This window comes from Pararobbsia alpina (genome assembly GCF_902859895.1).
Lineage (GTDB): Bacteria > Pseudomonadota > Gammaproteobacteria > Burkholderiales > Burkholderiaceae > Pararobbsia > Pararobbsia alpina.
The window spans coordinates 1-24,395 of the sequence record NZ_CADIKM010000031.1 but is presented as its reverse complement, the minus strand read 5'-3'; the positions used below and the strand labels follow the sequence as shown (position 1 = coordinate 24,395).

At 58.2% G+C, this 24,395-nt stretch carries 29 protein-coding genes; 16 read left to right on the top strand and 13 right to left on the bottom strand.

From position 1 onward, the window contains the following. The first annotated feature begins 162 nt into the window (after positions 1-162). A complete protein-coding gene (locus tag HV670_RS22320) occupies positions 163-357 on the top strand; it encodes a hypothetical protein (RefSeq protein WP_175107172.1) in 195 nt (64 codons plus the stop codon). On the opposite strand, the gene HV670_RS22315 is transcribed toward HV670_RS22320, so the two are convergent. Beyond that, the gene (locus tag HV670_RS22315; protein ID WP_175107170.1) at positions 292-1,917 is read right to left on the bottom strand and encodes a secretin N-terminal domain-containing protein; all 1,626 of its coding nucleotides are present in this window, start codon (positions 1,915-1,917) and stop codon (positions 292-294) included. The genes HV670_RS22320 and HV670_RS22315 overlap by 66 nt on opposite strands. Beyond that, positions 1,914-2,705, bottom strand: a complete 792-nt coding sequence (locus HV670_RS22310; RefSeq protein ID WP_175107168.1) for a helix-turn-helix domain-containing protein — start codon at positions 2,703-2,705, stop codon at positions 1,914-1,916. The genes HV670_RS22315 and HV670_RS22310 overlap by 4 nt, the downstream gene beginning before the upstream one ends. Before the next feature lie 370 nt (positions 2,706-3,075). On the opposite strand from HV670_RS22310, the gene HV670_RS22305 reads away from it, so the two are divergent. From HV670_RS22305 to HV670_RS22260, 10 genes are all read left to right on the top strand, one after another. Then, on the top strand, positions 3,076-4,491 hold the full coding sequence (locus HV670_RS22305) for a PrgH/EprH family type III secretion apparatus protein (protein WP_175107166.1): 1,416 nt from the start codon (positions 3,076-3,078) through the stop codon (positions 4,489-4,491). Positions 4,492-4,635: 144 nt separating this feature from the next. Continuing rightward, entirely contained in the window at positions 4,636-4,905 is a 270-nt protein-coding gene (locus HV670_RS22300; protein WP_217478492.1) for an EscF/YscF/HrpA family type III secretion system needle major subunit, read from the top strand. A 40-nt stretch (positions 4,906-4,945) separates the two neighbouring features. Continuing rightward, on the top strand, positions 4,946-5,308 hold the full coding sequence (sctI, locus tag HV670_RS22295; RefSeq protein ID WP_175107163.1) for a type III secretion system inner rod subunit SctI: 363 nt from the start codon (positions 4,946-4,948) through the stop codon (positions 5,306-5,308). Further along, positions 5,305-6,093: a type III secretion system inner membrane ring lipoprotein SctJ gene (gene sctJ, locus HV670_RS22290; protein ID WP_175107161.1), complete on the top strand. Its 789-nt coding sequence runs from the start codon at positions 5,305-5,307 to the stop codon at positions 6,091-6,093. Before sctI ends, sctJ begins: the two co-directional genes overlap by 4 nt. An 18-nt stretch (positions 6,094-6,111) precedes the next feature. Next, entirely contained in the window at positions 6,112-6,690 is a 579-nt protein-coding gene (locus HV670_RS22285) for a hypothetical protein (protein WP_175107160.1), read from the top strand. Beyond that, a complete protein-coding gene (locus HV670_RS22280) occupies positions 6,668-7,306 on the top strand; it encodes a hypothetical protein (RefSeq protein ID WP_175107158.1) in 639 nt (212 codons plus the stop codon). Before HV670_RS22285 ends, HV670_RS22280 begins: the two co-directional genes overlap by 23 nt. A gap of 131 nt (positions 7,307-7,437) precedes the next feature. Further along, positions 7,438-7,644 (top strand): type II toxin-antitoxin system RelE family toxin, encoded by a 207-nt coding sequence (locus tag HV670_RS22275; RefSeq protein ID WP_246257824.1) that lies wholly within the window; start codon positions 7,438-7,440, stop codon positions 7,642-7,644. Continuing rightward, complete coding sequence (locus tag HV670_RS22270) at positions 7,641-8,012, top strand: helix-turn-helix domain-containing protein (RefSeq protein ID WP_175107154.1); 372 nt, start codon at positions 7,641-7,643, stop codon at positions 8,010-8,012. The genes HV670_RS22275 and HV670_RS22270 overlap by 4 nt, the downstream gene beginning before the upstream one ends. Before the next feature lie 139 nt (positions 8,013-8,151). Further along, a complete protein-coding gene (gene xth / locus HV670_RS22265; RefSeq protein ID WP_175107153.1) occupies positions 8,152-8,934 on the top strand; it encodes an exodeoxyribonuclease III in 783 nt (260 codons plus the stop codon). Between the two features lie 320 nt (positions 8,935-9,254). Beyond that, entirely contained in the window at positions 9,255-10,157 is a 903-nt protein-coding gene (locus HV670_RS22260; protein WP_175107152.1) for a pirin family protein, read from the top strand. Between the two features lie 3 nt (positions 10,158-10,160). On the opposite strand, the gene HV670_RS22255 is transcribed toward HV670_RS22260, so the two are convergent. Continuing rightward, positions 10,161-11,531 carry a type II toxin-antitoxin system HipA family toxin gene (locus HV670_RS22255; protein ID WP_175107151.1) on the bottom strand — a complete coding sequence of 457 codons (1,371 nt, stop codon included), beginning with the start codon at positions 11,529-11,531 and terminating at the stop codon, positions 10,161-10,163. Continuing rightward, positions 11,531-11,860 carry a helix-turn-helix domain-containing protein gene (locus tag HV670_RS22250; RefSeq protein ID WP_175107150.1) on the bottom strand — a complete coding sequence of 110 codons (330 nt, stop codon included), beginning with the start codon at positions 11,858-11,860 and terminating at the stop codon, positions 11,531-11,533. The genes HV670_RS22255 and HV670_RS22250 overlap by 1 nt, the downstream gene beginning before the upstream one ends. Positions 11,861-12,132: 272 nt before the next feature. Between HV670_RS22250 and HV670_RS22245 the strand changes: the two genes are divergently transcribed. From HV670_RS22245 to HV670_RS22230, 4 genes are all read left to right on the top strand, one after another. Further along, positions 12,133-13,608, top strand: a complete 1,476-nt coding sequence (locus HV670_RS22245) for a tyrosine-type recombinase/integrase (protein WP_175107149.1) — start codon at positions 12,133-12,135, stop codon at positions 13,606-13,608. Positions 13,609-14,019: 411 nt separating this feature from the next. After that, on the top strand, positions 14,020-14,529 hold the full coding sequence (locus HV670_RS31895; protein ID WP_175107148.1) for a lysozyme: 510 nt from the start codon (positions 14,020-14,022) through the stop codon (positions 14,527-14,529). A 63-nt stretch (positions 14,530-14,592) separates the two neighbouring features. Then, the gene (locus HV670_RS22235; RefSeq protein WP_175107147.1) at positions 14,593-15,315 is read left to right on the top strand and encodes a hypothetical protein; all 723 of its coding nucleotides are present in this window, start codon (positions 14,593-14,595) and stop codon (positions 15,313-15,315) included. Positions 15,316-15,416: 101 nt separating this feature from the next. Further along, positions 15,417-15,770 carry a hypothetical protein gene (locus HV670_RS22230; protein WP_175107145.1) on the top strand — a complete coding sequence of 118 codons (354 nt, stop codon included), beginning with the start codon at positions 15,417-15,419 and terminating at the stop codon, positions 15,768-15,770. Between the two features lie 10 nt (positions 15,771-15,780). On the opposite strand, the gene HV670_RS22225 is transcribed toward HV670_RS22230, so the two are convergent. The 9 genes from HV670_RS22225 to HV670_RS22185 all read right to left on the bottom strand — a co-directional run bounded on the left by HV670_RS22225 (position 15,781) and on the right by HV670_RS22185 (position 23,702). After that, positions 15,781-18,162, bottom strand: coding sequence for a DNA-directed RNA polymerase (locus HV670_RS22225; protein ID WP_175107143.1), 2,382 nt, complete (start codon positions 18,160-18,162; stop codon positions 15,781-15,783). 203 nt (positions 18,163-18,365) lie between these two features. Further along, entirely contained in the window at positions 18,366-18,731 is a 366-nt protein-coding gene (locus tag HV670_RS22220) for a dATP/dGTP diphosphohydrolase domain-containing protein (protein WP_175107140.1), read from the bottom strand. After that, on the bottom strand, positions 18,706-18,945 hold the full coding sequence (locus tag HV670_RS22215; RefSeq protein WP_246257822.1) for a pyrophosphohydrolase domain-containing protein: 240 nt from the start codon (positions 18,943-18,945) through the stop codon (positions 18,706-18,708). Before HV670_RS22215 ends, HV670_RS22220 begins: the two co-directional genes overlap by 26 nt. After that, positions 18,945-19,283: a DUF2493 domain-containing protein gene (locus tag HV670_RS32295; protein WP_175107138.1), complete on the bottom strand. Its 339-nt coding sequence runs from the start codon at positions 19,281-19,283 to the stop codon at positions 18,945-18,947. The genes HV670_RS22215 and HV670_RS32295 overlap by 1 nt, the downstream gene beginning before the upstream one ends. Continuing rightward, positions 19,283-20,071 (bottom strand): ribonuclease H-like domain-containing protein, encoded by a 789-nt coding sequence (locus tag HV670_RS22205; RefSeq protein ID WP_175107136.1) that lies wholly within the window; start codon positions 20,069-20,071, stop codon positions 19,283-19,285. The genes HV670_RS32295 and HV670_RS22205 overlap by 1 nt, the downstream gene beginning before the upstream one ends. Beyond that, positions 20,068-20,454, bottom strand: coding sequence for an endonuclease domain-containing protein (locus HV670_RS22200; protein ID WP_175107134.1), 387 nt, complete (start codon positions 20,452-20,454; stop codon positions 20,068-20,070). The genes HV670_RS22205 and HV670_RS22200 overlap by 4 nt, the downstream gene beginning before the upstream one ends. Next, positions 20,426-21,361, bottom strand: coding sequence for a phosphodiesterase (locus HV670_RS22195; protein ID WP_246257820.1), 936 nt, complete (start codon positions 21,359-21,361; stop codon positions 20,426-20,428). The genes HV670_RS22200 and HV670_RS22195 overlap by 29 nt, the downstream gene beginning before the upstream one ends. Before the next feature lie 58 nt (positions 21,362-21,419). Further along, on the bottom strand, positions 21,420-22,241 hold the full coding sequence (locus HV670_RS22190) for a hypothetical protein (protein WP_175107133.1): 822 nt from the start codon (positions 22,239-22,241) through the stop codon (positions 21,420-21,422). 15 nt (positions 22,242-22,256) lie between these two features. Next, a complete protein-coding gene (locus HV670_RS22185; RefSeq protein WP_246257817.1) occupies positions 22,257-23,702 on the bottom strand; it encodes a DNA polymerase in 1,446 nt (481 codons plus the stop codon). Positions 23,703-23,822: 120 nt separating this feature from the next. Between HV670_RS22185 and HV670_RS22180 the strand changes: the two genes are divergently transcribed. Beyond that, complete coding sequence (locus HV670_RS22180) at positions 23,823-24,122, top strand: helix-turn-helix domain-containing protein (protein ID WP_175107130.1); 300 nt, start codon at positions 23,823-23,825, stop codon at positions 24,120-24,122. Positions 24,123-24,395: the final 273 nt, after the last annotated feature.

Here is a 24,395-nt window from a genome sequence, read left to right as displayed (position 1 = left end):
AATTGGTTCAGTTCCCCCACAACGACGATGCATCGAAGCGAGATGTATCGCCGACCCCCTGCTTGTAAGGGTTGACAGGCCACGCTCACATGCAGCCGTCGTCACGTCGACCGAATATCCATCGATTGCAGCCTGCATCGGCACGGCCTTAAGGAGACCATCATGGTCAACTGGAACAATACGTTCCATTTCGACCTTCAGCAGCTACGGCTGACAAACCTGCTCACCGGACGCGAATGCGCCTTGACGCGCAACGAAGGGCTCTTGCTGCAAGCTCTCGTCAATGGCATCTCAGTCAAGCAGGACCTGATCGACGAAGTCTGGACACGTCATCACGCTGTGGTCCACGACGGGTAGACCATCGACCTCGAGGTCGCTGCCGTTGGACGACTCAGTATCGCCGTCCTCGATATCGAGGATCATCTCGATTTCCGCATGGTCGGCCGACAGACGCGGAACGACACTGACGAGCGTGCCATAGGTAATCCTGTCGAGGCTGCTGGTCCGCTCGCCGATGAGCTTCGCGTAGAACGTGCGGTTGTTGTCGAAAATGGCGGGGACATTCTCTTGCGTCAGGATCAGGGGTCGCGAAACCACCTGAGCGTTCCCCTTCTCGCTCATGGCGAACACGGTGGCGAGAAAGCGTGCACCGTCGAGCGTGCTCAATGCACCGGACAGGCGCTCCGATGCTGCATTGAACGTGGCGCCCAGCCCGTTCACTCGAATACCGCCTTGCCAACGAACGCCGAGTTGCTCGAGCGAGCGGTAGCTGAGGTCGATGATCCACAGTGAAAGCTCAATCTGCGTCTTCTCGATATCGAGCTGTTCGACGAGTTCGCTCAGGTACTCGACCTCCTCCCGCCCCCCCTTGAGCAGCAAACTATTCGTATCGGGATAGGCAAGGACCGACGGCTGCGAACTGACCTGAATGGTCGGACCGGAGAGCGGCACAGGGGACAGCGGGGAAACCGGCGATACCGACAGGGCCGGCGATCCCGGCGTGTCCTGCGGGGGGGCCGTGCGCGGCATGTCGTAGTTGGCCGACACCGGGGGCAGCGGTAGCATGCCGTTCGGCAAGACGTTTGAGGCAGGCTCTTCCCGGCGCTCCATCGCATTCGGCACGACCTCGGCCACGCCGGCACGCTGGCCGAGCATGTCGGCCAGGACGGTCGCGATACCAGGCGCGCGAATCTCCTGATCGCGAAGCTTGAACGTCCGATCGCGGACAAAAGTATGGTTCAGGGCAATGACCTTGACGACGTCTTCGCCGGCTTCCGTCACCTTGCGTTCCTCCCCGTCGAGGTGTTTGGCGGCCGCAAGAACAGCATCGACGTAAACCGGCGGCCCGGCCACATAGAAGGTATGAGCGCGCGCATCGCCGTTGATTGGAAACCGGTCCGCGTAGAGTCCCGATTCGCGCAGAAAGTCGATCAGCGTTCGGACATTGATCGAGCGCAGCGAGCCAATGGCATTGGTCAGTTCAGACACGTCATACACGTAGATAACGTGGCCGTCGAAATACGTGACCAGCCCGAGATCCGCACACACGCGCTCGAGCACGCTGCGCGGATGCGTCAAGTCGAACTCGCCGCTCACCTTCTTGCGGCGCGCCTTCACACTTGGCACGATCGGCTTGCCCAACTCCGCCGCGAGCGCTTCGAGAACTTGGTCAAGCGCGGCATCGTGCGCGACATAACCTTCGCTCGCCGGCTGGCTGCCGGGCGTGGCGACGGACACACGTTCGGCGAGAGCGTTCCGCGTGCTCCCCACGATGCCATCCATCGCAACCTGCGAACGCGTTTGCGCATGCACGAGTCGCGCATCCGGGACAAACAGCACGAATCCGGCGGCAAATATCGTCGCAGAATAGCCGGATCGCCGGAAAATCGATAGATCCCTCCACTTGCGCCACTTCATCGACGCAAACTCAATCTCAAATCGCTCTGTACGAAATCGGCAAACGCACTACGACAAACACATGCATCACCGATCTCCTCGCCAATGCGTTCCTTCCCGCCCAGCCTGCCAAGCCCGAAATGCCAGATATGACTTGGCGGCACACCCAGGAGGCTCTTGATCTCGCGCGACAGGTGGGACGACGACGCGAAACCCGCCTCGAGCGCAATATCGGTCAAGGTCTGCTCGCTTTCGACGATGCGTAACACGGCCGAAGCAGCACGCCAGCGCTTGAGTTCCGCTTTCAACGACCCGCCGAGTGCGACCTTGCACAGACGCCGAAAGTGCGCATTCGACAAACCATATTGCGCACCCAGGTCACTGACCCGCCTGTTCGCGGCGAACTGATCGAGCAAGAAGCTCACGACCCAGTAACCCTCCGCTGTTCTCAGGAAATTGAACAGGGATTCATCGATGCCATCACCGGCCAGCACGCGCCCGATGAACTCTCGCTGAATCACATCGGTATCGGGCGCAGTGAACCCACGGGCGACAAACACGGATGAGACAACTTGGCTCGCTATAGGCCGGGCCACGTCATGCACGCGCATTCCGCAGTCGATAAACGCAATCAGCTTGACCAATGTCGATACGCAAACCTCGCTGCAGCAATAGTTCGGGCTATCGATAAAAACCTTGGCGTTACGCGCCGCCCCGAGTAAATGGATGGCATCGGGCGGTTCGAGCGTTGCCCGGCCGGCCGGACCGTCGATCACGACTGGCATCTGCGCGTCGAGCGAACGAATCAACCAGAGGGATCGGCCTTTCGCATGCAGGCTTCCGCCGGCACACGCCATCCAGTCATCGTCGATCCCTCAAGCTGATGCATTCACGCCTTTTCCTCGCCGCCGTCTTGATTCGGAAATGGATTCTAGGAAGTTCGCACACGGATCGACATATCATTCAATGTGAATCCTAATCATGCATAAACTCAAACGGAACATCGCACCCTGATCAAAAAACTCATATTCACGAACAGGAGATGATTCACTGTGATTCACTCGAAACGAATGAGTGGCTCGAGGAAGAATTCAAGGGGATGCAAGCTGTGTCCTCCCCGGACACATAGCGGCGGCTCGAAACATATACTTCACCGATATTCTTTGCATGGCGAATCGCATGGCAAATCGATTGGTCCCGGCGGATGCCCGCGACACCTACGTGCTGAGAATATTGTTTGGCCCGCTTTGCGGGCTGGAACTGCCGCTTGATGCCGGTCGTTATTTCTTCGTTACGGCGAACGCAGGCGACGATACCCAAGCGCTTGGCGAGTCAGTGCTGAAAGATGTCGATCAGACCTTCTGGGTGCCTGGCGGTTTCGCCGTGCCCAACGACGGTTCGCCTTCAAGTAGTGAATGGCAGACGATCATTCCAAATTTCGCGATCGAGTTCGCCGAGCGCAGTCGAATCGATGTATTCGGTCCTGCTGGTCTTCGTTCGCAAGAATTGGGTGCCGGTCATGTGTTCGAATCCGATGGCATCAGGCTCGCATTCCGGCGCGGGGACCAACCCTGGCCCGATACGCTTACCGATGCCGCCGGCGACGATGGCCCTGCCCATTCGGTGTCACTGCAGAGTGAACCCGCGAGCAAAAGCAGCGCGGCGCGGCAGGACAGCACCCCAGGCGTCCCGCGGGGTACCCAGGGTGCCGCTGCCGGCAGTGCTTCCACCGACACCGATCCTGACGCTCGGCACCTTCCATTCCCGGAAAATCCAGCCTCGCACGCCGCGAGGCCTGGAAGACGCTCGCCAAAGGCATCGCGTCAAAAATGGCGGATCGTCGCGACAATCAGCGCGCTCGCAGGGTTTGCCGCGGCCGGCCTGCACGCTTCTTCGCTCGTCGGCCCGGCGCGGACAAACATCCTGACGAGCACTCTCACCGAACAGTTGCGCGGCTCGCCGAATCCACCCGTGGTCCGCCACGGGAGAGATAACAGGGTCTACGTGCTGGTGGCCACGCCGCGCGACGCGGCATGGGCTCTGCAGGCGCTCCACAAGGCCGGCGGCGACGATCAGGTTCGGGTGCGGGTGGAAGCTCAGGAGATCGAGCGACTGGAATCGGTTTTGAAACAGCGCTCAGTACAGTTTTTCAAGCTGCGCTTCGATCCGCCCGCGCGACCGACGCTCCTGCTCAATGGTGACGATCATCCGGAAAACAGCCGCTGGACCGATACCCTGCGTCAGGCCATGCTCGCCGCGATACCCTATGCAGACGATCTGAAGATCGAGCGATGTCCGCTCGCGTTCATCGACGACAAGGCGCGCGCCGGGCTCGATGCAATGCAGATCCCCTACCGCTCGGTGCGGCAAGGTTCGGGAACGACTTATCAGATCACGCGCGCACTCGACGACGCCGAGCTCAGCGCACTGGATCTGTTTGCACGGAGCTTCGCCCATGACTGGGGGACGCGCCAGATCCGCTTCAAATTCCAGGCCGGCGATGATGTCCCGCCGGGCAAGTCGTATCGATACGGCAGCAGTAACTATGTTTCGGCTGGAGGCGACAGCGTGCACTTCGTCAAGCCGGTCTTGTGAACGTTTACCCGTTCGCATCCTTGCCCCGACATGCGTTCATGTTGCGCCGGTGCAGGGAAAACCGGTAGCGCTCCCGTAAACCGCGATGTCGCAACGTCGCGCTATTTCCCCCTTTGTTCAATCGTTCTGACAACAGGAAAGTCCATGGCCATCAACCCGTACGCGAATCAGCTCGTCCAGCCCGAAGCCATTCACATGCACAGGGTTTCCAACACTTTTACGAGCGGTATGGTCAAGCTCCAGGACGAGCTCGAAAAGTCGCTGGCCGCGCTGGCCGCTGACCCGACTAACCCGGTCACGCTGGCGCAGTATCAGGCGAACATTTCCACGGCAACGTTGTATCGCAACGCCCAGTCGAACACGATCAAGGTACTCAAGGACACCGACATGAACACAATCCGCAACTTTGTCTGAGCGGGCCTCAGTCACTGCCACGGTCACAGGGAAGCTCATGATGTCCATTGCCCTCAACACTGCAGTCGCGCCGACCTACCTCACCAACACCGCGCCCGGCATGCTGGCGGCCGGTCGCACCAGCGACCTCCGGCCGGCCGCCGATCACCATACCGACAGCAGCCGCATGCCTCAATCGCTCGACGATCTGCTGGTGGGCGCCATCCAGCGCGCCGGCGCCAGCACGAGAGCGCAAATGGCCGCCATCCAGGCCGTCATGCCGGTGCCCGAGCTATTCGATGAAGGGGAAGACGAAATGATCAATCTGCAGAATCTCCTCGGCGACTTCAGCATCGCGGTCTCGCTGCAGAGTGCACTCGCCCGTAAAGCCGTCGGCGCGATCGAAACGCTGATCAAATCGTGACACGACTATTTTCCCGGCTATCGGCGTTTGTACTGTGCCTGCTGTGCGCAGCATGTCGCGACGACCTGCTGCTCGACAAGCTCGACCAGCAGCAAGCCAACGAGACGCTGGCCGCACTTCAGCAGCGCAACATTGCCGCGCGCAAGGAGCAACATGGCAAGAGCGGCTATTCAATCGTCGTGCCGCCGGACGATTTTGTCGCCGCCGTGGATACCCTCAGTGCGCTGGGCCTGCCGCCACGTCCGCGAGTGGAAATCGCGCAGGCCTTCCCCGGCGATGCGATGGTCGCGTCTCCAACGGCCGAGCGTGCGCGCTTGCTGTCGATGATCGAACAGCGTCTCGAGCAGACCATTCAGTCGATCGATCTCGTCGAGCGCGCTTCGGTTCACTTGAGCTATGCGCTCGACGAGCCGGCAGGCAGGCGTACGCCGTCGATTCATATTGCCGCACTCGTCGTCCATGAAGCCGGTGCCGACGAACCGGCACTGATCGCCAAGCTCAAGCGATTCCTGAAGAATGCAGTGGCGCATGCGCACTATGACGATATTTCCATCACCATGTTCGCAAGTGCGCCGCGTCAATTCGCGACCCCCACACGTGTCGAGCATGTCGATGTATCGGCTCCCCCCGTTCTCGAGATGTCGCTCGGTGGCGCCGCGCTGCTCGGCGGAATTGCCGTGATCGCACACTGGATCAGTAGCCGGAGGTCATCGCTGCGTGTCTGGTGGTCCGCTCGCCGGGCACGGGCCGGGACGGGTCCGAGCGAGGCGAGCGAGCCTACCTAGCCACACGACGGTATGGAGATGATCTCGTCCGAGCATGGCCTGCTCTCGGCACAGTTGCTGCGTGTGATGTACGACCCGCTTTTCTATGCAGCGCCGAGTGCGCGCGAAGCGTGCCCGACGACAGGTTCGGCCGCATGGCAAAACCGGAAACTGATCGAGCACCACCGTCTGGCTTGCCGGATCGACTTCACGCTCGATGCCGAACGGAGCTGGTGGATCGAACACTGGTCGTCACTGCGGCGCATCGCCTTCCTGATCGGCTGTCGCTGCCTTCGCGACACCTTGGCCACAGAAGGGGGCCTGCTCCATCTCGATCCGGTCGCGCGCCGGTTCGCGTTGCTGCCGATTGTTGCACCTCATGCAAGCGCTAAACCGCTGCACGGACGCCGTGCCGATGACGCTGTATTGCATGCGCAAGGGTTTGGGGTAATCGGTTCGATCGCGATCCGTTTGCCTTATGCGTTGCGACAACGCCTCGCACTCATCTTTCACGATGTCGAAGGAATATCGCGCGATATGGCGATGCCTAACGCATCGGCTCCCTATCCCATGCTGATTTCCACCGCGAGTCGCTATGCTCAGGCGCATCCGTACTGAATTGCCACTGCCCGTCGTCGAGGGCGTACTCGTCGAGCGTGCATCGGTGCGCAACGCAGCGGTCGGGGTGAAGCTGATCGACGCGGCTCGCAAGCGCGCGCGGCAAATTGTCGACACGGCGAACAGCGAAGCTGAAGCGGTCCGTCGCCTTGCATGCGCAGAGGGTTTTCGCGAAGGTTTCGGCGAATCGCTGGGCATGCTGGGCGAATGGCTTCATCAGCATGATGCAATCTGCACGGAAGCGGTCCTTCGGTTGCGCGACGAAGTGCAGGCACGTTTGTCGAGCGCCTTGCTCAATCCACTTGTCGTCGCTCACGTAGTCGAAGCCGTCTTCGCATCGACCTCGGCATGGCAGGCGCAGCGCATACGTGTCCGCCTGCCCGCCCTCGTGGCCAGTCAGGCAACCCATCTCGCCCAAGCCGTCGCGCAGGCCGGCGGTGCCGCGCTCGAGATCATGCCGAGCCACGACAGCCGCCTGACGATCGAATGCGGCAAACACGTATTCGTGTACGACGCGGACGAACTCGCCCAATCGATTGTCCGGCGCGATTGCGGACAAGACACCGGCATCGATTTCAGCATCCTCAGGACACAGGCACGCGATCCATCGCGCTAAGTCATCAACCTCGTCAGCGAAAAGGCTTCCGGTCAGGCACAAAAATCATCCCGCTACCGTGTTAGCAATATGCTAACATACCTATGTATTCGATCGAATTCACCAAGCAAGCTGCTCAAGCGCTCAAAAGAATGCATCGGAACGTCGCGGCGACGATTCGGGCGAAGATCGATACACTTCGGATCGATCCTTACGGCGCACCTAATGTCAAGAAGCTCACCGGCCTCGAAGGCTATCGTCTGTGCGTGGGTGACTGGCGTGTTCTATACGAAATCGACGATGGCAAACTGGTGATCGTCGCGCTTGCCGTCAAGCCTCGCGGAGGGGCCTACCAATGACTGGTATCCAATTTATCGAACGCGACGGCGAAGCCGAGTTTGCCGTTGTTCCCATTGAAATCTGGAGGCGGGTCGCACCGCTTCTTGAGGACATGGAAGACGAAGCACTTTTCCATCAAGCCAAGGCCGCTGACGACGGTGCCCGCGTGCCAGCAGCAGTCCTGGATGCAGAACTGGCCGGGGTTCATCCGATCCGCGCCTGGCGCGAGTATCGCGGCCTTACACAAGACGCATTAAGCGATGCCGCATGTATCAGCAAACCCTATCTGAGTCAGATTGAAGGCGGTAAGCGTGACGGCACAGCCAAGGTACTGTCCGCGATATCCAAAGCCCTGAATGTTCGCGTGGACTTGCTTATCCGTGACTGACAAGCAAGGTCTGCAATTCGACCGGCGGTGCGGGAAACTTCGAACTCATGCCGCGCACGTATGCCACCACTGGCACGGGCCGGCTCGCTGCAATCGCTCTCGCATCACCCACCTCTACAGTTGAGGCCCCATAAAATCCATGAAATTAGCCACCTGGAACATCAATTCCCTGAAGGTCCGCCTCCCCCATGTCCTCGAATGGCTCAAGCTCCAGCCGGTCGACGTTCTGGGTCTTCAGGAACTCAAGCTGACCGACGACAAGTTCCCCATCGATGCCCTGCGCGAAGCCGGCTATCACGCACTGTTCGCTGGCCAGAAGACCTATAACGGTGTCGCCCTGCTGATTCGCGACGGGCTCGCGTTTGATCAGGACCACGTCGTGCGCAATATCCCCGGTCTCGAGGACGAACAGAAACGCGTGATCACAGCCACCGTCGAGGGGATCCGCGTGATCAGCGCCTATTTCCCCAACGGACAGGCCGTAGGCAGCGAAAAATTCATCTACAAGCTGAACTGGCTCGCCGCGTTGCACGGCTGGCTCGCATCCGAGCTGCAAGCGTTCCCGAACCTCGCCCTCGGCGGCGACTTCAATATCGCCCCCGAAGATCGCGACGTCCATGATCCCGCCGCATGGGTTGGACAAAACCTCGTTTCTCCCGAAGAGCGCGCCGAGTTCCAGCGGCTCGTCGCACTTGGCCTCGTCGATGCGTTCCGCAAGTTCGAGCAGCCCGACAAGCTGTTCTCATGGTGGGACTACCGGATGATGGCCTTCCGTCGCAACGCTGGTCTGCGCATCGATCACTGGCTGCTGTCCACGCCGCTCGCCGATCGTTGTATCCGTTGCGATATCGACAAGGCGCCCCGCAAATGGGAGCAACCGTCCGACCATGCACCGGTCGTCGTGGAAATCGCCGCGGCCTGATTCCGTTCCTGCCGTTTTCTCACCTGAGCCGACCCTGGCTGCGGCCACTTCGTCCATCTGCTCTTTGTCATGGCCACGACAGCGGACGAAAGGCAGGACAAAAGACTGAATCAGGGATGACCGGCAACCCGATTGTCCTGCCAGCGCAACAAATCATCTCATTGAGATACCCTTGTCGATTGTGGATACCGGCTCTACCTTATGGGTATCGAGCCGGGACTGTCCCAGCTATCGGCCCTTGATGTCGGCGCGCGAGATTGGCCATCGGCCCATCATAGCGGCCCCGCATATCGGCCCCTCAACGGCAAGGAACAATCAACATGAGCACCGCACAACTCGAATCACTCACCGAACGCAAGGTCACCGGGGTATTCCGCGGCGCGGACTTCCACTGGGTCGGCGACGGCTTTCGGGTGTCGAACTATTTTCCTTCGGGCAACAATTTCGCGCATCGGATCAGCCCCTTCTTCCTGTTCGACTATCACGCGCCGTACACTCACGCGCCGACCACCCAGACGGATCGCGGGGTCGGCTCGCATCCGCATCGCGGCTTCGAGACGGTTACCCTGGCATGGCAAGGCAGCGTTGCCCATCACGACAGCGCGGGCAATGCAGGCGTGATCGGCCCGGGCGATGTCCAGTGGATGACGGCCGGCTCCGGGATCCTGCACAAGGAGTACCACGAAGCCGAATATGCGCGGACCGGCGGTCCGATGCATATGGCCCAGATCTGGGTCAACCTGCCTCGCTCGGACAAGATGACGGCGCCGGGCTATCAGGGTATCGTCGATGCGGATATCGGCCGCGTCACGCTGCCTGACAACGCGGGCCATGTCCGCGTGATCGCCGGCGAATACGCAGGCGTCAAAGGCGCGGCACGTACGTTCACGCCGCTCAATATGTTCGATATTCACCTGAATGCGGGTGGCCGAATCGAATTCGCATTTCCGGCCCAACAGAACACGGGCCTGATGGTGCTCGACGGCAAGGTCATGGTCAACGGCAAGACTGCCGCGCAGTCGCTCGACTTCGTGCTGTTCGAGAATGACGGCGAGCGGATCGTCGTCGAAGCGTCGGCGGATGCTCATCTGTTGCTACTGAACGGCGAGCCGATCAACGAGCCGGTCGTGCAGTACGGACCGTTCGTGATGAACACTCAGCAGGAAATCCACCAAGCGATCGCCGACTTCAATTCCGGAAAGTTCGGCCGAATGGAAGACTGACCGCTAGGGATGTCTTCGCTTGGCGAGCGACGCAATCATCGAGTGCGCTTCAAAATGCGTGAGCAGCTTCTGCTTCTGACTGTCGGTCAATAACGAAGTGGCTATCATGACCGGCCATGTCTCGTATGCGGCTGCCACGCACTGCCTGATGACGGTTGCCGCCGGTTTTTCCGGGATTCCGAGCCGCGCACAAAATTCACGAATGACCGCCGGCGACAGACCGGGCTTTGCTGCGTTGGATTGTTGCGCTGCCGCCACCGACATACGAGGCTTCTTCATTTCGGCCGGCGGAAGGATATGCATCCCGTGCCCTACCCGCCTGTTATACGCCGCATAGCCCACGATATCGTAGGCCGGCGGCAATTCGGGAGTCGCGCCATCGGGGTAGTAAACGCCGATGTTCTTCAGGTGGCAATCCGGGTTGCCAAGCATCTCGTTGACCACAAGGCGTCGAAGCAGTTCATGCACGGCCGGCTCCCCTAAAGAGGGAAAGGCCATCATCGCAAGCGCTATATCCAAATAGCTCGCACCAAGATACTTTTGCTCGGGCGGGACCGCGAGCACTTGGGCAAAGTCCTCGCAATGTACGCGACCTTCTGGTGTTCGGTCGTAACGGACCACAGCCAGAAAGCGGGTTTCGGCATCCGCCTCGCCAAGGTCGTAACCATGCTCGACAGCGAGTTTCTCCAACGGTTCGAGATACGCCTCGACTACGGAGACACCCACCGCCCCTGCCAGACGCAGGGACAATTCCTCGAGCTCAGGAAGCCGGGGTTGTCCAACCACGGGAAGCTTCGCGATGATATGAGTGTCGTCCCACTTCGTGCGTCCGACATAGCGGTCTCCCGCTTTGATGACCGCCAGTTTCGGCTGCACACCCGATAGCGACACGCCATCCTCCATGGGCTCGGCCGTCACCGTCATTTCCAGCGCTTCGGCGTTTTGCGTGACGTACTTCGCGAGTTCGTCGCGACTGAGATCAAGTGGCCACGCATAGACGTTCCCGGGCAGGTCTTTCCCGCAAGCGGCGATCATCTCGAAATGATCCTTCGGATCGCACTGGCGCAGTGCCGCGACGTGGTCGCGAAAGACACCTTCGGGCAGCAGATTCTGAAAAAAAGCCGGTAGGAGCCATCCATTCTGCGTCGAACTCTGGCCGTTGAAGATCGATGCGCGAAAATTGGCCCAGAGTGCCCGCTGCTCGCCTGCATTTTCGGCCAGCATCGAGAGTGAAACCGTCGGCGCGTAATTCATGGCGGCGAAAGCTTCATCCGCGACAAATCGATTTGCCACGACTGCGTCGGCCATTACGTACTGAAACAGCACGCCCACGCGCAGCGTTCCGAGAAAAATGCCGAGTGCCTTGACGTTCATCAGCGCCCGGACGACGAGTCCGTTCCCTTCGGCCCTTTGCCCCGCTCCAGCATCTGTTGGACGCGCGTCTTCACGACGGGCGGTGAAACACCGAACTCGTCTGGAGCGGGCATGGCTTGGGCGGCACCTTTTGGAACCAGTGCGAGTTCGAGGCCCAGCCGGTCAGCGACCGCCATCAATGTCGTGAGTTTGATGTCGTGGGTCCCACTGAGCGCATGCGTAAGGGTTCGACGTGAAATCCCCGCCGCCCCACCCAATTCGTCCTGGGTGATGCTGATGCGCTTGGCGCGAGCGCGCAGCGCCGAAGCGATATCGAGAAGACTTTTCATGCGCAGCAAAGTATGAATTTATGGCTAAATAATACTTTGCTGCTCAAATCCGATCAAGGCAATAAAGTATTAATCGCAAAGAAAATCATACTTTGTTGCGCTTTTTCGACTCAGTCCGTACCTCGAAATCCATTCAAGGCTCCAGATTGAGCTCCTGAAAATGTACCACCTCCTCCGAACCCAATGTACAATTGGTCCCGCGCCTTACAAAGCTCCCCGGTCAACCTCTGTACCACACCGCTGTACCACAGAGCAAAAATTCAGACAGCGAAATGAGCGAACACGTCATCCGTCGAGGGTCGCGGTACTACTACCGGCGCAGGGTTCCTGCTGACCTGATAGAGAAGTATCAGAAAACGGAGCACGTCCAAGCGCTAGGCACCGCGAACCCCAAGGAGGCCGCCAAGGAGGCCCGTAGAGTGGGTGCGGCTTTGGATCAAGTATTCGACCGCCTGCGGGCTGAAATCGAGGCTGAGAACCTAGCGAAGCAATCTGCGTACATTCCCGCCATGATTGACGGCACGCGGGAAATGCCACCCTTGCCTCTTGCGATGCTGCAGCACGACGAGGAGCGGGCGGCGGAGGACGCCACCGAGGAAGCAGTAAAGGAACGCAGGGACGAGCTGCGCGAAATCATCTTGGATGTCATTAAGGGCACACCCGGTTTTGTACCCGTTGGCCTCGCGGAAGTGGTCCCTGCACCGGCTCCTAGCGTTCCTGCGGACATGCTGCCGCCGCCCACCCCTGCCCGCACCGACAGGTCACTAGACCGCCTTGTGAAGTTGTGGGAGCTGGCCCGCACCCCGGAGTCTCGCGCCGCACTGGCATTCCATAGAGCGGTCGATAGGTTCACTACTTTGGTTGGTCTGATACCTGTACCTCGAATCACCAAGGCGCACATTGTCCAGTTAAAAGACAAGCTCCTTGAGGACGGAGTGGGGCCCACGTCCATCGATCAATCGTTGAACAATTTGCGAACCTTATTCACGTTTGCCATAGGTCAGGCGTGGATAAGTGTAAATCCGGCTACGGGAGTAAAGCGGGAGGGAAAGAGGCAGCATGCAAAGAATGCTCGGCCGCCGTTTGACTTGGCGACGTTAAACCGCATTTTTGCTAACCGCGTGTACACAGAAGGGTATCGGCCCGCTCGCGGGCGCGGGGAGGCTGCGTACTGGTTGCCCCTGCTGGGGTTGTACACAGGGGCTCGTGTGGAGGAGTTGTGCCAGCTTCGACCAGATGACGTGTATCAAGATACGTACACGGACTCCAACGGAAAGCCGAAATCGTGCTGGGTTATTCTTATAACAAACAGCGAGGACCACGGGCAGGCTGTAAAGAACGTCTTTAGCCGCCGCCGCGTACCAATCCATACAGAACTATTAAAACTCGGATTTGTAGATTACGCGAACGGGCAAAGTGGTAAATCCCGGGTATTCGACCAGCTAATAAAAGACAAGCATGGGGTAGAGTCCGCTCTTTGGTCGCAATGGTGGATTAGTATGATGCGCGCGGAGTGCAACCCTACAAGTCCAAAAATGGTGTTTCACAGTTTCCGCCACACGTTCAAGGATGTGTGCCGGGACTGTGGGATAACTAAAGAGCTAGCGGACGCCCTACAGGGGCATAGCGAAGGGGACGATTCCAGCAACTACGGGGGCGAGTTCTACCCGCTGCGCCCTTTGGTAGAGGCAGTAGATAGATACGTCATACATGGCGTTAAGCCGCCTACCGCGCCGCTCCTGCCCTAATGGCGCCCATACGGCCGCTCTTCGCGTCAAGAACCTTGTTGCTGGACTGCGACTCCTAGACGGGCCTTAGCCTCCTCTAAGCGGGCAGCGTGCTCCGCGTCTGGATGATTTTCGTAGAACTCTTGAGCGAGCGCTAGCTGTTTCCTGGCTGTCTCGACTTGGATAGCTGCGCGCTTGTTCTCGTACGCTCGCCGCTCGCAATATTGAGCAACACCAGCGGGACACGGAATGGTAGCGCCCGCTTCTACCTCTGCTGCGCTGGGCATAGAGGCGCCGGTTTGCGCTTGAGCGGATGTCGCCAGGATAAACACCGCTAGGATGGCTGGGACGTGCTTATGCATTGAACCTCCTGTAAGGGACGAGTAATCGTATCACGCGCGTCTAGTGTGCCAAAATATTTCACGGAGGTTAATGCCAACTATTAACCGGGCTGTTGTGGCCCGCGTCGCCGGAGCCACTGCTGTGGCTATCGCGCTATTCACTGCTCAATTCGAAGGGTTTTCAAACAAGGTATATGTAGACCCGGTAGGCCGCCACGCTGTATGTGTGGGGCATGATTCTACGGGTCCAGATGGAAAGCCGCTGCGGGCTGGGGATACGTACACAGAAGATATGTGTAGTTATTTGCTAGGCAAAGATATTAGTAAGGCCGAAATGGCCGTAACAAGAATCGTCAAAGTCCCACTCAGTCCGGGCGAGAAACTGGCTTACACCGACTTCGTATTTAACGAAGGCTCGGGTAACTTCGCGTCTAGCACTCTGGTAAGGAAGCTCAATGCTGGAGACCATGCTGGCGCGTGCAATGAGCTTTCGAGATGGGATAAGGCCGAGGTAGAGGGGGAAGCGGTGGCCCTTGCTGGCCTTACAAAGCGAAGGGCAGCGGAACGATTGGTGTGCCTGGGCGATGCCGCTGCGCGCTAGTACTCGTTGCCGCTCCTAGCAAGAGGGAGTAAGATTTTCCCAAACTTCCAAAAAAGGTAACACGTGATCGCCGTCAAGAAACTAAGCCTTGGCTTCCGCCCTGAAAACAAGGCATTCCGCACCGACTCGCTCCGGGGAACGCTAATCGATGCCTTGTTGGATGCCAGAGGTTCGACCATACCCGATACGTTTTACGCAGGCATCCTGGACCCCTCCCCGCCTAGCGTAATCAGCATGGCGAACCAGGAGGAAGGCAATGTTTTGTACATTGACCGCGACAACGTAGTCTTCACGAAAGACACATACAAGAACAACGGTCACGTCGATCTTGATAAGACGTTCGGCGAATTCAGAAAAGTCTGGAATGTAATTCAAAAGGTACTTAATCTGCGCAATATTCGCAGAATAGGAATGTTAGCTGAACTTCGGTTTGAAGCGGCAAAAAACAACAATCTCGAACTACTAAGCCTATTATCGAAGATTCCTGCCAGAGAAAACACCGCACACTTCGTACTACAATATGAACACCGTTCGCCGCCTAGTAACGCTCCTCTCGATATATTAAAGGGGGCATTCACAAATACCATCTATCAATTTTACGATAGCGCAGTCGATGCGGCGAGCCCGGCTGAGGGAAAAATTAACGCAAACATTGATTTTCAACGCTACTATTCACCTACCCTAAATGATAGAGTATTTGAGGAAGCGCAAAAGCATTTATTCCAATTTAAGAAAGAACTAACCAAGTTTGACAGCGAAATTACTGCGCTCGGGATTAAGAAATGACAAGAAAAGGGCCACCAATACCGACCGCGCCATCTGCCCCGCGCCTAAGAGGCGACATGGGCACATCGGGCACTCTGCCGTCCGAGGGTCCCGGGATCGGGTTGAGCACAAGTTCGGGCGCCCCGGCAGGAGGCAATTACGTTCCATTTCCGCCTAAAGTGGCAAGTGGTCCACCGCCGCAACAATCGAGTTTTTTGGTAGAACACCTTGGCGTCATCAGCGCAGTAGTTACGATAGGCGTCGCTCTGATTTCGGCAATCGTGTTCTTTAACAATATGGGGCGAGATATAGGCGATATTAAATCTGACGTTAAAGATGGAAATAACAAGCTAAGTGAACTATCCGAAAAGACTGAACGAAACTCGTCCGAACTTCAAGGCGTCACAGGAGTAATTCAAAACATGCAAGGCGAAATGCGTGGCTTGCAGATATACGCGCCTGCGAACAAGCGGTAGGTATCGCCGGTTAGAACCACGCATACGCTGAAGCACGGACGGTATCAAGGTCAAGCCCTCCGTATTCCGGAAGATCGGGCAGATTCCTTCTCGAATCCTCCGGCAGCATTTCGGTTACGTCCTCAGTCCATTTGCGGAGTAGGTCCGGGAACATTAACTTAATAAACTGCTGCCGGGTACTGTCGAATACTTCCTGGCACCGGGCGAATGGTGCACCAAAGCTGTCGTGAATCATCCAGAAGTTACGCACCCCTCTGGAATACAGGTCATTCACCGTCCGGACCATGTGCGCAGCGTCTACGCCGTGGACGAAATTGGGGGCCACGCCTGCGCGCTGGTCCTTCTTACTCAACGTATTACCGGCCACCGAAAACCGCCGCTGCTTCCGGCTTTCTGGCCCTGCTATCTGCGTCTCAATCGACACGCTACGGGAACTCATTCTCACCTGCTCTACGCCGAGTCCCGCAGGAGTTTTCCAATACAACGGTAAGCCCGCCCCCGTCATCACGTCCGCCACATCCTGCAGGTAGGCCATAGCCCGCAGCATCGCGGGAGCAACGTCCTCGAAGCACGCGTTGATTTGCGCGGCAAGCCATAGGGACTCCGCCTCCGGTGCTCCGGTCTTATCCCGCACTTGCTCGCCAAACGTATATGTACCCGCGCTGTATACCTTTGTCATGCTCGGTGCTTTAAGTAGATCGCGATCTATCGTCTGCTCGGACCAGAAACGCAAATGCTCAAGCTGCTGAGGGTCGGCGGAGTCCACGAGGTTATATAGTCGTTTGGACAGGGCCTCCGCCATGCGGGCGTAGTAGTCATCCCCGCGCGGAGCCGGAACCAGATTCACCATACGCCCCGCCGATTCGTCCCGCGTCATACCTGCAAGCATCTGTACCCCGCTACAACTCCCGTCTAGTGCTCCTGCTAGGCGGGATTTAAAACCGCTGCCCTGCTCCGTGAATGCGGCCCACTCGAAGCAAGCAGCGAGGAACTGCCACGGCTTATCCACGGCCACCGGCACGCACCGCCCGCCCTTCAGCTTTTCGAGCCCCAGGCCGCCTACGAGATGCCACGCCCGGTTATTCATTGGGTCCGCAGCAATGGCTAGAATCTCCTCGCTGTGCCTCATCGTCCACGCGACGCGTTCATCCGGGGTTTTCGTCCTATAGGCCCCGGCAATCACTTCCTTATCCGCTCCCGCCAAATTGCATAGGTGGATAGCAAGCCACTTACTCCCCTCCGGTCCTAGCGGCGTCCCGTCCGCGAACTCCAAACACCCTTTGCATAGGTCCGCACCCTGCGGGCTAATGATCGTAGTAGCCGGGTACATCCGGCCTCGCCAATCGAGATTCCACGGAAAGTAGAACTCCTCCGCGCCCTGTAGCTCTCGCATTGCCGAGATGGTAAGAGCGCTGCGGATCGTCTTTGCACGCTGCTTTGTTTCCGTGGCATCGTGGCGAGCTTCGACATACCGCCCCAGCACCATTCCACCCTTTAAATCCTCGGCGTTTGTCTTGAACGTTTCCGCGATGTCGAGCACTCTGCGATTCACACGAAAGGCGGTGACCTGCAGCGCGTTGAGAGCGTCTACAACAGGCTGCGATTCAATCGGGCGGGGTGTACCTCGGATAGCTTGAATAGCCGCGTGCAGGTACCCACCGTGCGCCCCGGTGGGCGTCCAAGGAACAGGCGGGACTAGCATAGGGCGACGCTCCGAAAAATCCACCGCGAGGCCGCCGCCTAGTACCTCATCAGAGAACTTGTCCGTGAGCACGTAGGTGTTCGGCTTCTGTACCCGGCTCATCATGCGGTTCTCGCCTGTGCGCTCCTCCAGCCACCCAGTAGACGCTATGAAGTGATCCAGCAGGACCAGTGCTCCACGCTCGTAGCCAAGCTCACCGTACTCCTTTGCACCGCCCGTCAGATTGCGCAGGCGGCCCCCAAGCGCCCCCGCGAGGGTCTGCACACTCAGGGGCCTATCCGAGTCCGCCATGCGGCCCAGCATGCTTACTACGGCGTCCCACGTTGCCCCTGCTTGGTCGTCCACCGACAGCGCGTTAATCGGGTTGCTACTGCCCCCGTAGTGTGCGAGCTTGGAAACTTTAGCCTTGGTTTTCTTACCCGTTGCCAGGGCCTCGCGGAACGCATCAAGCCCTGCCTGCAGCATGCCTACGTTCAACGAGTCCGCGTACTGCGCTAGTGCCTCCTCGGACGACACACGGCGACTAGACTCTGCCTCCCGGCAAAGCTGCCTGAGAACCAGCGAGCTACCGCCGTTGGCCTGCAGGTTCTCCACGTGGCGACGAGCAAACGGCCGCACCTCCGGAATCCCTGACAGCTCTACCGCGTTCGCCTTGCCTCGTGCCTGTGTGTAGTCAGAGATTGTCTGCATTAGTCCTCATAGGTTACGCTAGGTGAACTCGTAATAGTCGGCCTCAAGCTCCGTCACGAGCCTATTCACATCCGCTTGCGGCAGGTAGTCCCTGGCCTCGAAAACGCGCTGTCCAGCACGCTCCGGGTTATGCGTTTCAAGAGCGCACGCAATCAAGTTGTAGAACGCTCGATATGCGCCCACGCGGATAGTGTCCGCTGCGCTCACTCCTCGATACCCGCCTGATTGCGGATCAACTCCGCAAGGAACAAACCGTTGCAGTTCACATGGTCGATATGTAACAGGCCCGATTCCGCATCTCGCGAGTCAAGACCATGAATAGCCATCTCGTTCATATGGCGTTCCATCGCGGACCAATAGCGGTCTATGCCCTCCTCGACTGCCCGCCAGCTATGCGCCTCGTACTTCAGTGCGCCGAACGTGAGGACCTTAGCGATACCTGCCATTGCGCGAGCACATCCGAATCGCAGCAATGAAAAGCGCGGCTTACCGCCGTCGAACTTCAATCCGCCCGGGACGGTCTTACGTGACACTGCCACCTTCTTAACTGCGGTCTGCTTTGCGGCCATACTTTTTCCTCATCTTGGAATGTTTCAATGCGAGTCGCTTTTCGAAGCGCTCCGCGTCTATCAGTTCGTTTTCCCGCAGCACCAAAAGCAAGGCCGCCAAATCGGCGGCCTCATCAGTGAGATTCTTTAAGCCCCAATCACCCCGGGCTTTCTTCATTGCAGCTTGCGTAAATTCGGCCGCTTCCTCCGCCGCGTGGATCAGGAGCTTTCTCACTAGACTTTGATTACCTGAAAGCCCGCGCGCTTAGCCTGTTTAATCATGTTTGCGGTACCTTTACCTCCAGGAAATGCTATAACCCGGTCCGGTCGCTCTAGCAGCATTTGAGCGTTCCGAATTGGCCCTGCCGCAAGCCCGTAGGACTTCCATTGAGCGGGGTATAGGGCTGTCGGGATATCGTTTTTAGTTGCCCATGTCGCGGCAAGCCTGTCCGCACCCGTAGCGCCCCCATAGATCAGCAGACTAACGGGCGTCACGCTATGAAAACGGTCTAGCCAGGATTCTAGGTATCCCTGCTGGGCGTAGTCTCTGCTTCCACAAACAATGATTTTCATTAACTAACCAGTAGGTTCGCCTTGTGAGCTTTGGAATTGACGGTGAGCCGCCCGCGACTCCACGCGCCGCATGCTTGGCAGTGGTAGCGTGGGTATTGACCGACTTGGGTAAAGCGGAGTCCCTTGCGCTGGACGTTGCCGCTACCGCAGTGGGGACACTTCGGACCGTCACCGGCTTTCTTGTCGTAGTTCCCGACATTCGGATGTCCCTGCATCCACGGCAGAAGGATCAAGTACAGTTCCTCAAGCGAGAGAACGTCCTCGACGTTGTATTCCTTCATTTCCGCCCAGGCTTCCGGGTTGCCCTTTAAGCACTCACGCCACAGTTCAAAGCCGGGAAACTTCGCATGCTTCTTCTTCTTGTGGATCACACACAGCTTGTCCGTCAGAAATTCCAGCTTTGCCGATGTCATGGCGAAATGCTTGCGAGTCTCCAGCAGCGTATCTACGATCTTGAACGGGGCGGGAGGCGGCATACCCAGGAGCAGGAACCGCGCTTGAATCTTGCGCACATCGAACGACTTACCGTTATGAGCTACTACGATGTCGGCTTGGTCCAGCATACGCCAAAGCCGCTTGATGATGCGGGTATCGTCCTCCTTGTTCCGCTGTCGGCTGTTGTCGTGATAGATAACCCTGGGATCACCCATCCACTTAGCGCAGTAAGAGAGGATGCACCACTCCTCCTTAATTTGGTTAAGCCCTACGTTCTGCTTCCACAGCGACCACACGTAACCCAGAACGGGCGAAGTCTCGATATCGAGAAAAAGGATTCGGGGCTTCTTCATTGCGCGGCCTTCTTTTCTTTGCGGCGTTTAGCTGCGCGTTTCTTCGCTGCCTCTTTCTTTTCTTCGGGGGTTTTGTACGTGTGGTGGAACAGGAAGCTTGGGTTAAGTTCGTACCATTCGATGTAGTCGGCGCACTTGCGGAGGAACGTAGGGATATGGTTGTCACGGCCTACACTACGGGCCGCGTTTTCGATCCGGCCCAGGCATGCATTGATCCATCCGGGCAAGGTCCCTCGGTGCATACCCGTCTTGTGGCAGTGGTCGGCTGCTGCTGTGTCGTCAGTCAGAATCCATCCTGAGATGGGACACCGGCCACCCTGCCGTGCAATCTGTTGCTTGCGGTACTCAGCTAGCTCAGACTTGGGCAATTTTTGAAAGGGCATTAATCTCCGTGGTTACGCGTGTCTCCAGACGCTCCAGAGCACGCTTGATGTGTGGGCAATCGGGGAATGGTTGCGCGGCATTTGCAATGCTGGCCTGGGCATCCGTACGCAGCCATAGAAGGGCCGCTTGTTCGACAAGGGCATCAGGCCATGCCGTACCGTAGTGAGCGGCATACGCGGTCTGTACGCGGTCGTATGCGTCATCCCGGCCTGTCGTCCCCGCGAGGTACTTGAGGGCTGTTGCATCCCCGCATTGCTTCCCGAACAGCAGAGGCAGGCCCGGGATGTTGTCGGCCGTATCGCCCTGAAGCATCTGCAAGTAGAACCACTTAAGCCCGTATTGCAGCCCGTCCGTGCCGATCACGTCATACGCTCCACGCGGCACCTCGGTAAGCTCGAAGCTCATCCAATTGATATGCAGACCGGGCAGCATCCGCATATCCTTGTCCCGCGTGGAGATAGCTACTCGTGCGATGTCGGCACAGTAGGCCATTCCATCGTCAGCTTCCCGCGTTACCCAGACTTTCGGCCGAAACTTCGGACCCTCGTAGTGCTCCAGCACCTCTCGCAGATACGCCCAATTGCGCGGTTTGCGTCCGGTCCGCTGGCCCTGATAGGGCTTGACTGTTGCAATGAGGAAGCGGTTAGCCTTGGTGCACGCAGCGGCCGATAGGTGAGACACCACGGACTCGGCACCACAGTGCAGCCGGGTAAGCTCAATGCGGTCCATTGCATTGAGACGTGCTCGCCCCGGCTCGGTATCGTCGTTCCCTGCGCAGTAATAGGCTGCGTAGTCCGCATCGAAGTGAAGCGCTAGCCCCGGCTCGATGGGCGGGAAAGTCCCCGGCCCAAATTGCGGTTTGTCGGCCGCCGCCTGGGCTATCTTTGCGCGCAGGGCCTCATTCACGCGAAAGCCCTCGCCGTGGTCCGCCCGGTTTCCCGGGCAGAATCAACGCTAGGCGACATCAGCCGAGAGCTGCGAGCGGGTCCGCTGCGGCCTCACCCTGCGCCGAGGCACTGCGCTCCGGCGTCTCTGCGTCCGGGATATCTGCAGTAGCACCACCAGCAGCGAGGGACGCGTAAAGCGGGTGCTGGGTCCAGTTCTTCGCCTTCATGATGCGTTCCTGAATGACGTTCTTGGAACGCGCGGGAGACACAACCTTGTCACCTTCTTTCCGTTCCGCGTACTCGCCGGAGATATGGATGCTGTCCCACATTTCCTTATCCGCAATGTCCCACACGAACGCCTTCAGTTCCGTAATCGCGGGTGCGACTTCGATAAGGACAGGCTTCCCGGTAAGCGGGTCTTGGACGGTCGTACCCTTGACGTTGTAACCGTTCGGGCCTTTGAGGTTCGCGTAGACCTTCTTACCGTCCAGGCTCTTTTTGTGGAACACCTCCACGATGAACGCCTCTCCCAGAAGCTCCGCCATGTGCGTAGCTTTACCCGCGTAGTTCATCGCTGCAAACAACTTAAAGAAGTTTGCCTTTTCGTTAAAGCTCAACGTCTCTTGCACTGTGATTCGAACGGGCATGAGAGTCCCATCGTCCAGCTTGCGCGGCTCATGATTCGGGCCGCTCAGTTCGAAGATAAGATCAACCTTTTCGCGGTCTCGCTTCTTACCCTCGTACTCCTCCTCATGCGTGCCAAGCTCGAAATAGCCAACGAGACGAGCACGAGCAAGGCCAGCAGCCGGGGGTGTGTAATCTCCCCCTGCCTGTGCCTCGTTCATGTTCGGGCCGGTTTTCTTCGCTTCTGCAATGCGTGCTTTGAGGTCGTATGCCAAGTGCTCGTGATCCTTTTAGTGAATTGAAAACGAGGGCGTATAGCCGCCCATGTATTGCTGTCTCAGTTCAATGCGGAACTTCTCCGCAAGATCAGTAAATTCGTCAGTAAAGTTTTGTTCGTCCATCATGCTATTGCCGTGCACCGTGACACTCGGTACGGGTACGGGGACTGTCCAGCCGAAATACCATTCCATGAAATCGGACGCACCCACCATGCACGCATGCAGCAGCGCGCTCGACTCCACCAGCACGGATTTGTGGGCGTCCTTGTAAAGGGCGTCATGCACTTGATTGACCAGCAGCGCGAGGCCGCCAAAGTTCTTGCGAGCGTAGAAAGCTCGGACGGCGAGCCACATAGCGGCCTTGGCCCACTCCCCACCCGCGCCCTGCACCTCGTAGTTCGCGATTTCGGTAGGGCTAAAGCTCTGCGCCATGCCTCCTTGCCGAACCAGCCAGCCGGGGGCAGGAGACTCGCGGTAGCTGTACACCTTGTTATCAGGCGTGACGCTGTAGCCCTTGCCAAGCTGACACATGAGTCCGCGTACTTCCGGGTGCGGCTGGATGTTGTTCGTAGGCCGCCGACTACGCTTAATGCGATCCTCTTTCGCTTTGTTGTACGCGCCGAGTTCCGGGTAGCGAATCTCCTCCGCGCGGATCAGTGCCTTAACGTCCTCGATATCCATTCCCGTGGAGTCCGCAATCTTCTGCGCGCCCGCACCGTAAGCACGCTGGAAACTAAATTCCTTCGCGCCCTGCCGCTTCTTCACCCATTCCTGAATCGGCGCAATGCCTCGGACCTTGTCGCCCTTGCATTTAAGTACAGCCTCCTCGTAGGTGCAGCCCTCTTTCTGCGACACGCGGACACAGTGCATGTCCAAGCCCGCTTTCAAGTCCTCGATAAGCTGAGTGCACCCGGTAAGGATCGCCTGTACGTAGACTTCGAGCGCGGTAAAGTCGGACTGCACAATTTGGCCGTCTGCACCAAAGCGCGAGATAAATACCGTCTTAACCTGACTGCCCGACAGCAGCTCTCCCGTAACCTCATCCATCGATCCTTTGGGAACGTTCTGGAGGTTCGGATTAGACGACGAGAAACGGGCTGTAACCGTGCTCGTGTGGTTGACGCTGTGGTGAATGATGCTGTCGATACCGACCAGCGTAAGCATGCCCTTGTACTCGCCCGTTTTTTCATCGAGCGTTATGTAGTACGTGCCAAGGTCTTTGGAGAGCTTCGCGACGCTTGCCAGCGTCTTGAGGAACGGGATATCGCGCACACCCAGCAGCGTGATGACTTCCTCCGCTACTGAGTACAGCCCCTCGGTGCTGCTGGCCCACTCCTCCTTTGGTTCCGTGTGGCCCGGGAACTCATAGTAGTAGTCGCGCATCGCGGACTTGGGCTTTGTGAGGTCGTCTACTTTCTTATTGACTGTCTTGTACTCACCCGCGTTCTTGCCGCCCACAAACCGCACAGGCTCCGGCTGGTGCTCAAGGGTAAGCGCACGGCAATCCCATCTTGAACGAAGCGCATCGAACCAGCGACGATCGTGTCCACTTCAAACTTAAGTGGACACGTGTACAGCATGGAAGAGGATGTCAAAGTTCGAGTTTCACGCCGTCGTCGGCATAGCGCGGAATTTAAGGCGCAAGCCGTCCAGGCGTGCATGCAGCTCGGCGTCTCGATTGCTGCAGTGGCACTTCATTACCGGATGAACGCGAACCTGCTGCGTCGGTGGCTTAAGGCACACGAGGAGCGGAGTGCTGCGCTGGCACCCCAGTATTTCCCGCGGATAAGTCTAAGCAACTCGATGTCCCGCTCGCTCGGTATCCTGGATAGGCATGGCACCTTCCGAAGGCGCCATGAAGAAGCGCTGCCACGGTGAACATTCGATGTGTACAGCAATGCCCCAAGGCAACAATCAACTGGGTGGCAGTAGCCTCTTGAGGCCAGATACAGTGTCAATGAGGTCAGCAGAGAAGAGGGCGTCGCCGAGATGGGTCATGTGCTAGGTATTAGCACGATCGAGCTAATATCTAGCACGATCGTAAGCGCGCGGCAAACCCATCTTGACGATGCGGTGCGAGATCCTGCCGATCAGTTTGAGTTCGACGACTGCCAGCGATGTGGCAGCAGTTCATCGACACGACTGGCTGCA

Bases quoted from the DNA above. Each gene is read 5' to 3' on its own strand.
- HV670_RS31895 (WP_175107148.1), top strand. From the start codon at position 14,020: ATGCCAACTATTAACCGGGCTGTTGTGGCCCGCGTCGCCGGAGCCACT.
- HV670_RS22285 (WP_175107160.1), top strand. From the start codon at position 6,112: ATGATCTCGTCCGAGCATGGCCTGCTCTCGGCACAGTTGCTGCGTGTG.
- sctI (WP_175107163.1), top strand. From the start codon at position 4,946: ATGTCCATTGCCCTCAACACTGCAGTCGCGCCGACCTACCTCACCAAC.
- HV670_RS22305 (WP_175107166.1), top strand. From the start codon at position 3,076: ATGGCAAATCGATTGGTCCCGGCGGATGCCCGCGACACCTACGTGCTG.
- xth (WP_175107153.1), top strand. From the start codon at position 8,152: ATGAAATTAGCCACCTGGAACATCAATTCCCTGAAGGTCCGCCTCCCC.
- HV670_RS22255 (WP_175107151.1), bottom strand. From the start codon at position 11,531: ATGAACGTCAAGGCACTCGGCATTTTTCTCGGAACGCTGCGCGTGGGC.
- HV670_RS32295 (WP_175107138.1), bottom strand. From the start codon at position 19,283: ATGAAAATCATTGTTTGTGGAAGCAGAGACTACGCCCAGCAGGGATAC.
- HV670_RS22275 (WP_246257824.1), top strand. From the start codon at position 7,438: ATGCATCGGAACGTCGCGGCGACGATTCGGGCGAAGATCGATACACTT.
- HV670_RS22320 (WP_175107172.1), top strand. From the start codon at position 163: ATGGTCAACTGGAACAATACGTTCCATTTCGACCTTCAGCAGCTACGG.
- HV670_RS22180 (WP_175107130.1), top strand. From the start codon at position 23,823: ATGGAAGAGGATGTCAAAGTTCGAGTTTCACGCCGTCGTCGGCATAGC.
- HV670_RS22245 (WP_175107149.1), top strand. From the start codon at position 12,133: ATGAGCGAACACGTCATCCGTCGAGGGTCGCGGTACTACTACCGGCGC.
- HV670_RS22205 (WP_175107136.1), bottom strand. From the start codon at position 20,071: ATGAAGAAGCCCCGAATCCTTTTTCTCGATATCGAGACTTCGCCCGTT.
- HV670_RS22280 (WP_175107158.1), top strand. From the start codon at position 6,668: ATGCTCAGGCGCATCCGTACTGAATTGCCACTGCCCGTCGTCGAGGGC.
- HV670_RS22270 (WP_175107154.1), top strand. From the start codon at position 7,641: ATGACTGGTATCCAATTTATCGAACGCGACGGCGAAGCCGAGTTTGCC.
- HV670_RS22300 (WP_217478492.1), top strand. From the start codon at position 4,636: ATGGCCATCAACCCGTACGCGAATCAGCTCGTCCAGCCCGAAGCCATT.
- HV670_RS22260 (WP_175107152.1), top strand. From the start codon at position 9,255: ATGAGCACCGCACAACTCGAATCACTCACCGAACGCAAGGTCACCGGG.
- HV670_RS22200 (WP_175107134.1), bottom strand. From the start codon at position 20,454: ATGCCCTTTCAAAAATTGCCCAAGTCTGAGCTAGCTGAGTACCGCAAG.
- HV670_RS22225 (WP_175107143.1), bottom strand. From the start codon at position 18,162: ATGCAGACAATCTCTGACTACACACAGGCACGAGGCAAGGCGAACGCG.
- HV670_RS22250 (WP_175107150.1), bottom strand. From the start codon at position 11,860: ATGAAAAGTCTTCTCGATATCGCTTCGGCGCTGCGCGCTCGCGCCAAG.
- HV670_RS22315 (WP_175107170.1), bottom strand. From the start codon at position 1,917: ATGAAGTGGCGCAAGTGGAGGGATCTATCGATTTTCCGGCGATCCGGC.
- HV670_RS22220 (WP_175107140.1), bottom strand. From the start codon at position 18,731: ATGGCCGCAAAGCAGACCGCAGTTAAGAAGGTGGCAGTGTCACGTAAG.